Raw genomic sequence first — 9,526 nt, 5'->3', positions numbered from 1 at the left:
GGGGGGGGGGGGTGGGGCGGGGCGGGGCCGCCGGCTGCGGCTCGCCCAGGAGAGCGCCGATCAGGCCGCCCGGGGTGCTGTTGGTGACGGCGGGCTCGGACGGGCCGCGGTTGCGCCAGCGATTGGCGCCGGGGAGCATCACCGGGCTCTGGCCCTTCAGCGCCACGGTCATGTAGGCCTTCCAGATCTCGCCCGGCAGGTTGCCGCCCGAGACCTTCTTCGTCGACTCGCCGTCGTCGTTGCCGAGCCAGATTCCGGTCACCAGGGTGGCCGAGTAGCCGATGAACCAGGCATCGCGGAAATCCTGGCTGGTGCCGGTCTTGCCGGCGAGGTCCCAGCCCGGGACCTCCGCCTTCTTGGCGGTGCCGGTGACGAAGGTCTCGTGCATCATCGCGTTCATCATCGAGACCGCGTTGGCGTCGATGACGCGGCCGAGACCGCCGTCCTTGCGCTTGTAGAGCACCTTGCCGTCGGCGCTCTTCACGCTGGCGATCACGTAGGGGATCACGCCCGTGCCGCCATTGGCGAAGGCGGCGTAGGCGCCGACCATCTCCAAAGGCGTCACCTCCGAGGTGCCGAGCGCGATCGAGCCGTTGGCCTGGAGCGGCGAGGAGATGCCGAGCCGCTGGGCCGTCTGCACCACGGCCCTGGGGCCGACCTCCTGGCCGAGGCGGACCGCCACGGTGTTGAGGGACAGCGCGAGGGCGTCGCGCAGGGTCACGGCCCCCCGGTAGTCGCGCGAATAGTTCTCCGGGCTCCAGCCCTTGATGGTGATCGGCGCGTCGTCGCGCACCGTGTCGGGGGTCAGGCCGTGCTCGACCGCCGCGAGATAGACGAAGGGCTTGAACGACGAGCCGGGCTGGCGCTTGGCCGTGGTGGCGCGGTTGAACTGGCTCTGGGCGTAGTCGCGCCCGCCCACCAGGGCGCGGATCGCCCCGTCCGGCTTCATCGACACGAGGGCGCCCTGGGCGACGTTGTAGCGGCCGCCCTTCTGGTTCAGCTCGTCCACCAGCGCCTTCTCGCCGGCGGCCTGGAGGCCGGTGTCGACGGTGGTGCTGATGACGATGTCGCTCTCGAACTTCGGCACGAAGTCGTCGAGGACGTCCATCACGAGGTCGGCGACGTAGTTGGCCGAGCCGCCGCCGCGCACGCCGGCGGGCCGGGCCGGGCTCGCCAGGGCCAGCTTGGCGTCGGCGGGTTTGGCGAAGCCCAGCTCCTCCATGGCGGCGAGCACCTGAGCGGCGCGGGCCTGGGCGGCGGGCAGGTTGCGGTTCGGCGCCAGCCGCGAGGGTGCCTGCACGAGGCCGCCGAGCATCGCGGCCTCCGCCAGGGTCACGGATTTCGCCGGCTTGCCGAAGTAGCGCTGGGCGGCCGCCTCGACGCCGTAGGCGCCGGCCCCGAAGTAGACGCGGTTCAGGTAGAGTTCGAGGATTTCGTCCTTGCTGTACTTGTGCTCCAGCCACAGGGCCAGGATCGCCTCCTGGATCTTGCGCGATGCCGAGCGCTCCGGGGTGAGGAACAGGTTCTTGGCGAGCTGCTGCGTCAGGGTCGAGCCGCCCTGCGACACGCCCCGGCGGGTGATGTTCTGGGCCACCGCCCGGGCGATGCCCACGGGGTCGACGCCGAGGTGGCTGTAGAAGCGCCGGTCCTCGATCGCCACGAAGGCGCGCGGCAGGTAGGGCGGCAGTTCCTTGATGCTGACGACCCGGCCGCCGGTCTCGCCGCGATTGGCCAGCAGAGAGCCGTCGCTCGCCAGGATCGCGATGTTGGGCGGCCGCTTGGGCACGGCGAGTTGGTCGATCGGCGGCAGCTGCGAGGCATGGTAGGCCACGAGCCCGGCGATGCCGATCACGCCCCAGAGGCCGAGGACGAGGACGCTGTAGGCCAGCCGCCCAAGGATCGAGCGGCGCGCCCGGCGCGGCGCCTTGCGCAGGGCCCGCGCCGGCGGGGCGGCGGATGCGCGGCCCTTCGCGCCGCGGCCACCCTTCGAAACTGACTCGCCTCGTGCCACGCCGCCTCCCGCGCGATCGGAGCGCGAGAGCCGCAGGTCGAGATCGGCCGGGTCCCCGACGCGGCCCTCGGGCACGTCGAAGTTCGGCTCCCCCCTGCCTCCGCCTGCGCGTCCCTTCGCCATGCGTCCCGTCTGCCCCAAGGTTCGTTCGCGATTCGAGCGACCCTGCTTGCGCACGGTAATTGCGGCGGGTTTAAGGGGTGTTAACCGGCCGAATTTTCAACGTCTTGAAATATCAGGGGAAATTGGATGACTCCGGCGGTCCGTGCCGCGCATGGTCCGCCGAGAGTCAGGCAGGCGGACCCGCTCGGGGCGGAGCAGGGGAGTTGGCCGCGCCCCCGCGCTGCGGAGCGGTCCGGGAAACGTCGGGTCGATTCACCCCTTCTTGCGCAGGGGCCTGACCGACAGGGCGCCCTGGTCGCTGAACCCGGTGGCGGCGCCGAAGGCCTGCAACTCTGCCTGTCCGGGACCGGCCAGCAACTGGAGATCGCCGCATCCGGCGGAGCGGGCCGCCTGGGAGGCCGCCTTCAGGAGGAGGCGGCCGATGCCGCGCCGTCTTGCGTCGGGGTCGACCAAGAGAGTGGTGATCTGGGCGGTCGGCAGGCTCACGGCCAGGGAGGGATACCAGTGCAGGACGACGAGGCCGCTCGGCGGACCCCATTCGACCGCCACGAGGGCGACGCCGGGTCCCTGCCGCAGGGCCTCGATCCGCTCGGCCAGGGCTTCGGCGGCGACGGGATGGCCGGAGGCGCGCAGGAGTTCGGCGAGGCCCGCGGCGTCACCGCCCTGCGCCGCCCGGATCTCCAGCCCGTAACGGCTCGCCACGCATCACTCCGGTCTGCTCCGTCGGCCGGGGCCGGCGGAGCGAGGAATCTTCGAGCCGTTCTCACCCAGGTGCAAGGGAGGGGGATGCCGGCTCGCGTGAGGACAATGCTCTAGTCTCGCCGCATCAGCCCGAACAGGGCGAAGCCCGCCAGGGCCGCGAGGCCGAGGGCGAGGCCGCGATTGTCCTGAAGGCGGCTCACTGCGACCTGGCCCGCCGCGCGGAGATCGTTGCCCAGCGGCGAGCCGCTCAGGATGCGCTCGGCGCGGGCATGGTTCTCCGGCCGGGTCGCGATCGAAACCTCGAAACCATCGTCGTCGAGGCGGTCGATCTCGACGCTGTTGCGCGCGAAGCCGGCCCGCGACAGGCGCTCCCGCGCCGCGCGGGCAGCCCTGAGGGACGGAACGGTCACGGTGGCCAACACGCTGTCAGGCATAAAGTATTTCTCCCTGTTCGACAGACCCAACCTCGGCCCCCGGAATAGGGTTCCGCCATGGCGGGCCCGTCCGTCGCCGTCGCCGGCTCTTAAGAATCCGGCAACCGGCACGGTCCTAAGCCCGGGCCTCGCCGCGCGGGCCCGCCCCGCGAGGCCCCTCCGAGGAGCCTGCCGGACTTGCGCGATCCGTTCGTTCCTGCCGCCCTTGCCGATCGCCTGCGCGAGAAGCGCCGCAGGCCCCGGTCGCGCGAAGCCCTGGCCTACGAGCCGGCAAAGCCCGTCTTCGCCGAACTGCTCGACGCGCGCGGGCACGGCACAGGCCAGTTCGTGCGCCTGTCCCAGGGCATGGTGGAGGCAATCACGCGCGGGGTCCGGGACGAGCCCTGACGCCGCGGTCGGATCAGCGGTCGCAGCCGATGCAGATGTCGCGGACCACGCGCTGGCGCCCCTGACCCGTGCGCTGGTTCGGCAACTGCCCGTTGAAGGCATGCGCGACCGGTCGGGCCGTCGGCGGCACCGGCTTCGGCGGCTCGGGGGCGGCAGGCTTCGGCGCCGGCGCCGTCAGGGCCATGTACTGCGCCGCGGCGGGACCGGACGCGATTCCCAGCGCGAAGCCCGCGAGGGTGAGGCTGAGGAGCGCCGGACGGGCGCGATCGAGCGGGGCGGTCGCGGGACGTCGCGTGGCCATCGGAGGCTCCGATCCTGTGCTCGGGGTGCGGATCGGCACCGCGTCGTCATGCGGCGATGCGGCGTCCACCCTGACGGGAACGAGGGGGTGCAGGGATCGTTCCCCGTCCCTTTGGCCGGCCCCCGGGCCGGATGGGGCCCAGGACATGCTGCACCTTCTCGTGGCCGATGGAAACGACCGAGCGGGGCGGGCCGCTCACGTTTCGGGGACCGGCGTCACCTCCGCCGAGGCCTACGCGGAGGTGCTGGACCAGGTCTCGCCGGGGGTCGCCACCACGCTGATCAACCCGGCCGATTCCGACGCGGCGCTGCCCCCCGGGATGGCGCTCGCCGGCTTCGACGCCCTGTTCGTGACCGGCTCCACCCTGCATGTCTGCGACGAGTCCGACGCCGTGCGGCGCCAGATCGATCTCGTCCGCGACGCCCTCGGCGCCGGGCTCCCGGTCTTCGGCTCCTGCTGGGGCGTGCAGGTGGCCGCGGTGGTGGCCGGCGGCCATGCAGCCCGCAATCCGAAAGGTCCGGAATACGGCTTCTCGCGGGACCTCGTCCGGACCGAGGCCGGCCGCACGCATCCGCTCCTCGCCGGGCGTCGCGACCGCTTCGACGCCCCGGCCATGCATCTCGACGCCGTCATCACGCCGCCGGCCCATGCCACCGTCCTGGCGGGCAACGGGGTCCTGTCGGTCCAGGCGATCGAGATCCACCAGGGGGCGGGGGTGTTCTGGGGCACCCAGTACCACCCGGAACTCGACCTCGATGCGCTCGCGGCGATGCTGCGCCTCAGCGCCGACGACGTGGTGGAGGCCGGCGCATTGCCCGACCACGCCGCCGTCGAGGCCTATGCGGCCGATCTCTGCCGCATCCATGAAGATCCGGCGGGGCAGCGGGACCTGATCGCCCGCCATCGCCTCGGAGTCGACCTGCTGGAGCCGGCCCGCCGACGGGCGGAGATCGGCAACTTCCTCGACCGGCTGGTGCGCCCGCGGGTCGAGGCCGCGGCCTGACGGTTCAGACCGGGTGCAGGGCCGGGGCGCCCGACCGGGGGCGGGCGCCGACGATGTGGAAGGCCCGGGGCCGAACGAACAGGAACGACAGCCGGGTGTGACGGATCGCCCGCTCGAAGGCCAGCGGAACCAGGAGCGCCACCACCGTCACGACGAGGCTCGCCCAGCCGATATCCGCGATGACCCCGGTCTTCACGATCAGCGTGCGGGTCAGAGCCATCGGCAGGAAGAACGCGAGGTAGATCACGATCGAGCGCTGGCCGCAGGCCCGCAGGGCCGCCGTCACCGGTCCCCCGGCCCGGGACATCAGGGCGCCGATGGCGACGATCGCGAGGGCGCCGGCGCCGCTCAGGACGAGGCCGAGTCCCGGGAGGTTCGCCAGCGCGGGGACGGCCGGCCAGCCCGTGGGGACGAAGACCAGGGCGGCGTTGAGCGCGGCCCACAGCAGGAGGCCGAGGAGGGCGGTGCGGGCGTGCCGCTGGACGAGGTCGGCGAAGCCGAAGATGCGCCCGGCGAAGAGATAGCCGACGAGGAACCAGACGTAGCGGTCGCAGAACTCGTTGATCAGCTCCGATCCGGTGTGGACCGGCAGGAGCTCCAGCAGGGCCGCGACGCCGAGGAGCAAGGGCGCCGGCACCGAGCGGAGCGCCTTGGTCAGCACGGAGAACACCGCCAGCAGGTAGATGAACCACAGCGTCGAGTAGGGTTCGACCACGGCGAGGGCGAGGTGGGCGACGAAGGCCCCGGGCCCGGCCCCGTCGACGATCTGGCCGTACTTGAACGCCGACTGGATCAGCACCCAGAGCCCGTAGAAATACACGAAGTGCACGAGGCGCCGGTCGAGGAACAGGCGCCAGTCGCGATCGATCACCCGCCCGAGGAACAGCCCCGACAGCAGGAAGAAGTCCGGGATGCGGAAGGGGCGCGCGAAGGCCACCACGGTGTGGAGGAAACCCTCGCCCTCCATGGCGATGCCGGTGCCCAGCGTCGAATGCATCATCACCACGAGGATGATGCAGAGGCCCTTGGCGACGTCCACCCAGGCGAGCCGGCTCGCATCGTCCGGTGAGACCGCCGCCCGCCGCTCCGTTCCTTGCCCAGCCTCGACCACCGCCATGATCCGTCCCCGCCCAGAGGACCGGTATCCTTCGGCGCGAGGTCTTAAGGAGGCGGATACGGCGTGCAACGCCTGCGGATCATGCCGAACGGGGGGTAAAGGCCGTGCACCGTTTTGCCGGCCTCAATGCGGGTCGCGCTTGGCCCCCCGGCGGCCGCGGGTCATCCGGGTCGCGGCATGGAAGTCGTCCGGCTTGGTCCGGACCCAGGCCAGGAACTCCGCCATCTCGGGGGCCGCCCGCAGGGCATCCACGTCGGCCAGGCGGCGGGCGATCTCGGCCTCGCTGAAGCGGGCATGGATCGCCGAGTGGCAGATCTGGTGCAGGCGCACCGTTCCGGCCCGCGCCCCGCCCTTCAGCTTCGGGGTCAGGTGGTGCAGGCTCGATCTGGCCTGGGGCGGGATCGGCCGTTCGCAGAGCGGGCAGAATACCGCGGGCTTGGCCCGCGGACCGTGCGTCGCCGGATCGTCTTCGCGCCAGAGTCGGGCTCGTCGTCCCAAGGGTCTCTCCCGTCGGCAGGATTCGTCACTGGACCGCCGCCGGGACAAGTGGACGGCAGGCGGGATCGTTCGGTCGGAAGACGTCGAGGGCCCGATCGTCCTGCGTTCCGAGAATGGAGACGTGGTCGCCGGCGATCACCGCAATCTGTGCGCGCGGCCCGGCCCGTGCCGCCAGCCGCTCGGCATGGGCCACCGGCACCACGGCGTCGTCCGTGCCGTGGACGATAAGGACCGGGCCGCCCTCCGCGGCGATGCGCGCATCGGACCGGAAGGTGTCGCGCAGGAGGAGGCGGGTCGGCAGGAACGGGAAGCGGCCTGCGACGATGGCGGCGAGCGAGTCGAAGGGCGCTTCCAGGTAGAGGCCGAGATGCGGCCGGGTCTCCGCCAGGGCCACCGCCACCGCGGCGCCGAGGGAGTGCCCGTGCAGCAGGACCGCGGCCCCGGGAGCCCGGGCCTGGACCATCGCGTAGGCCGCCTGTCCGTCGGCGATCAGGCCCGCCTCGCTCGGGCTCCCGGTCGAGCCGGGATAGCCGCGATAGGCGATGGCGAGGACGCCCCAGCCGGCCGCGCGCCAGGGCGCTCCGGCAAAGCGCGCCGCGCCGGGCTCGGGCCGCGAGCCGTTGCCGTGGAAACTCAGGACCACCGGACAGCCCGGTTCGGGGGCGCGCCAGAAGCCGAACAGGCGCTCCCCGTCGGCCGTCGGCAGGCTGACCGCCTCCGTCCCCGCGGGTGCCGTGCGCCCCGCCGCGGGGGCCTGGCTGCGGTAGGCGCCGGGGTAGATCAGGTGGCGCTGAAACACGGTCAGCAGGGTCACGGCCAGGAGAGCGAGGCCGAGGAACGCGGTGACCAGGAGGGAGACGAGGAAGCGCATGCGCTCGATCCGGGGCAAGGCTCGATCCAAGGCAGGGCTCGCGACCGAGCGGCGGTCCCGATCCTTCGCGACGGGGCGCCGGATCGCACCGGACCCGGGGGATGGAGGGGGCATCGGGGCGTCGCCGAGAGTTAGGGACTGGACTTTGCCGTGTCACCAGCGATGTTGCGTCGCGTGACAGCCCCCGCCTCCGCCTCCCCCGAACGCCGGCTCCTCGGGAACCGTCCTCGCCGTGCCGCGCCCGCGCGGCGCGCCTTCGCATGACGGGATCGCCCGGCCATGCGCGGAGCATGGACGAACCCCGCCTGAGCACGAACGTGCTCCTCGTCGGGCTGATCTTCAGCGGGGTCGGCTTCGGCATCGGCACGGGGGCGCTCGCGGGCTCCGGCGCCGCCTTCGTGTTCCTGATGGCCGGCTGGGTGCTGGGATTGTGCCTGCACGAGTACGGACATGCCCGCGCCGCGCGGATCTGGGGCCTGCCCCGGACCGGGGCGCTCACCCTCGATCCGCTGCGTGCGCCCAACCCGGTGGCCACCATGCTGCTGCCCGTGCTCTTCACCGTCATGGGTGGGATCGGGTTCCCGGGCGGGGTCGGGGCTCCTTCCCTGGATGGCTTCGGCCGCGGCCGGCGGTCGGCGATCGCGGCCGCTGGCCCGGCGATGAGCTTCGCCTTCCTGCTCGTGCTGGCGTTCCTCTATGCCCTATCGAGTGCGGGGGCGGAGCCCCTGCGGGCGGTGCTCGCCGTCTCGGTGCTGTTCCAGGGCACGGCCCTGGTGCTCGGGCTGATGCCGGTCCCGGGCCTCGACGGCTACGACATCCTCCGGCCCTGGCTGTCCGCGAACGCCACCGCCCTCTGGACCTGGACGGACCGCATGGCCCGGCATTCCGGTCTGGTGCTGCTCGGCCTGTTCCTGGCCTCGTCGGCCTTCACCCGTCCCCTGTTTCGGGTGAGCCTGTTGCTGACCGGGGCGTTCGGCATCGATCTGGCGGATGTCATCGCGGGGTTCGGGCTCGTCCGCCTCTGGTGAGCGAGACGTCGCGGGAAGCGCATGGGGCGGGATGTGCGCGATGACGGGCCTGGCCGTTCGCCCCGCCAGGAGGGGGCGGCCCGAAGGCGGGACGACGCGGCCGCGGCATCGGGGCATCGGGGTATCGGGGCATCGTGGGGCCCTCGCGGGCTTTCGTGCTAGGTGCCCTGGCCTCCGGACCCGACCCGATCCGGCGCGCCCGGTGGAAAGACCCTGTCATGGCCCTCAAGACGACCTTTCTGGTGCAGACCTTCGTGCTCAAGCGCAAGCGGCTCTCGCCGGGCGACCGCGAGGTGGCGGTGACCGAGAGCGGTGCCTTGAAGAAGGCCGAAGCCATGGCGGCGCGCTTTCCCGGCACGGCGGCGATCAAGGTCGTGGCCGACGACGAGACGGGAGAACTGGAGAGCGCGACCATTCTCGGCAGCTTCGGCGAGGTGCCGGACGATTTCGCCGAGAGCCTGCAGGGGTCCTGAGGCGGACCGGCCGCCGGCCTCCACGAACCTGACGGCCCGAAACGCGAAAGGGCCCCGCCTCGCGGCGGAGCCCCTCGATCCTGCGGTCACCCGTGGCCGCTACGGGCAGGCGTGACGCTGGCCGTCATTGCCGAGATAGGTGCCGGTGCGGCGGTCGTAGGAGCGGAAGCGCTGGACGCAGTAGGCCACGTCCTCGCCGCTGGTCGCGACCTCCGGGCCGGCCTCGTAGCCCGTCGCGGCATAGCCGCCGCCATAGGGCGCGTAGCCGCCGGAATAGGCCGGTGCATAGCCGCCGGCGTAGTAATCGTCGCCGTAATAGCCGCCATAGGCGCTGCCGAGGCCGTAGCCGATGCCGGCGCCCGCGAGACCCAGGCCGAGCCCGAGGCCGAGACCGCCGTAGCCGCGGCGATAGCCGTAGCCGCGCCCGGCATAGGCGCCGCCCCGGTTGAACCCGCCGCGATCGCCCCGGAAGCCGTTGCCGGCGGCGAGGCCCGCTCCGGCACCGACGGCACCGGCGCCCACGCCGATGGCTCCGCCCCGGTTGAACCCGCCCCGGTTGAAGCCCCCCTGGGCGAGGC

12 protein-coding genes are annotated in these 9,526 nt (G+C 72.4%); 4 read left to right on the top strand and 8 right to left on the bottom strand.

Annotated features, from left to right (window positions below):
- The 3 genes from AC3WLN_RS22625 to AC3WLN_RS22615 form a co-directional block, all read right to left on the bottom strand.
- The coding region (locus tag AC3WLN_RS22625) for a transglycosylase domain-containing protein (protein WP_492485039.1) at positions 1-2,134 on the bottom strand (2,134 nt) is incomplete at its 3' end.
- A 252-nt stretch (positions 2,135-2,386) separates the two neighbouring features.
- Positions 2,387-2,836 (bottom strand): GNAT family N-acetyltransferase, encoded by a 450-nt coding sequence (locus tag AC3WLN_RS22620; protein ID WP_492485037.1) that lies wholly within the window; start codon positions 2,834-2,836, stop codon positions 2,387-2,389.
- 110 nt (positions 2,837-2,946) lie between these two features.
- Positions 2,947-3,270: a hypothetical protein gene (locus AC3WLN_RS22615; protein WP_492485035.1), complete on the bottom strand. Its 324-nt coding sequence runs from the start codon at positions 3,268-3,270 to the stop codon at positions 2,947-2,949.
- A 177-nt stretch (positions 3,271-3,447) separates the two neighbouring features.
- Between AC3WLN_RS22615 and AC3WLN_RS22610 the strand changes: the two genes are divergently transcribed.
- Entirely contained in the window at positions 3,448-3,657 is a 210-nt protein-coding gene (locus AC3WLN_RS22610) for a hypothetical protein (protein ID WP_492485033.1), read from the top strand.
- 13 nt (positions 3,658-3,670) lie between these two features.
- Here the strand turns inward: AC3WLN_RS22610 and AC3WLN_RS22605 are convergent, their stop codons facing one another.
- A complete protein-coding gene (locus AC3WLN_RS22605; RefSeq protein WP_492485031.1) occupies positions 3,671-3,958 on the bottom strand; it encodes a hypothetical protein in 288 nt (95 codons plus the stop codon).
- 145 nt (positions 3,959-4,103) lie between these two features.
- Here AC3WLN_RS22605 and AC3WLN_RS22600 point away from each other — a divergent pair, with 145 nt between their 5' ends.
- Positions 4,104-4,961, top strand: coding sequence for a glutamine amidotransferase-related protein (locus tag AC3WLN_RS22600; RefSeq protein ID WP_492485030.1), 858 nt, complete (start codon positions 4,104-4,106; stop codon positions 4,959-4,961).
- Positions 4,962-4,965: 4 nt separating this feature from the next.
- On the opposite strand, the gene AC3WLN_RS22595 is transcribed toward AC3WLN_RS22600, so the two are convergent.
- The 3 genes from AC3WLN_RS22595 to AC3WLN_RS22585 all read right to left on the bottom strand — a co-directional run bounded on the left by AC3WLN_RS22595 (position 4,966) and on the right by AC3WLN_RS22585 (position 7,447).
- Positions 4,966-6,078 (bottom strand): acyltransferase family protein, encoded by a 1,113-nt coding sequence (locus tag AC3WLN_RS22595; protein WP_492485028.1) that lies wholly within the window; start codon positions 6,076-6,078, stop codon positions 4,966-4,968.
- 123 nt (positions 6,079-6,201) lie between these two features.
- On the bottom strand, positions 6,202-6,576 hold the full coding sequence (locus AC3WLN_RS22590) for a restriction endonuclease (protein WP_492485026.1): 375 nt from the start codon (positions 6,574-6,576) through the stop codon (positions 6,202-6,204).
- Between the two features lie 25 nt (positions 6,577-6,601).
- Positions 6,602-7,447, bottom strand: coding sequence for an alpha/beta hydrolase (locus AC3WLN_RS22585; RefSeq protein ID WP_492485024.1), 846 nt, complete (start codon positions 7,445-7,447; stop codon positions 6,602-6,604).
- 290 nt (positions 7,448-7,737) lie between these two features.
- Between AC3WLN_RS22585 and AC3WLN_RS22580 the strand changes: the two genes are divergently transcribed.
- Positions 7,738-8,475 (top strand): zinc metalloprotease, encoded by a 738-nt coding sequence (locus tag AC3WLN_RS22580; RefSeq protein ID WP_492485022.1) that lies wholly within the window; start codon positions 7,738-7,740, stop codon positions 8,473-8,475.
- A 218-nt stretch (positions 8,476-8,693) separates the two neighbouring features.
- Positions 8,694-8,948, top strand: a complete 255-nt coding sequence (locus tag AC3WLN_RS22575) for a hypothetical protein (RefSeq protein WP_056354828.1) — start codon at positions 8,694-8,696, stop codon at positions 8,946-8,948.
- Positions 8,949-9,047: 99 nt separating this feature from the next.
- On the opposite strand, the gene AC3WLN_RS22570 is transcribed toward AC3WLN_RS22575, so the two are convergent.
- Positions 9,048-9,526, bottom strand: a 479-nt coding sequence (locus tag AC3WLN_RS22570; RefSeq protein ID WP_492485020.1) for a BA14K family protein, incomplete at its 5' end; no start/stop codon positions are given.

The sequence above is a fragment of the Methylobacterium sp. FW306-05-D genome (genome assembly GCF_058782155.1).
The sequence above is the reverse complement of the archived record's forward strand: the minus strand, read 5'-3'. Positions and strand labels throughout refer to the sequence as shown.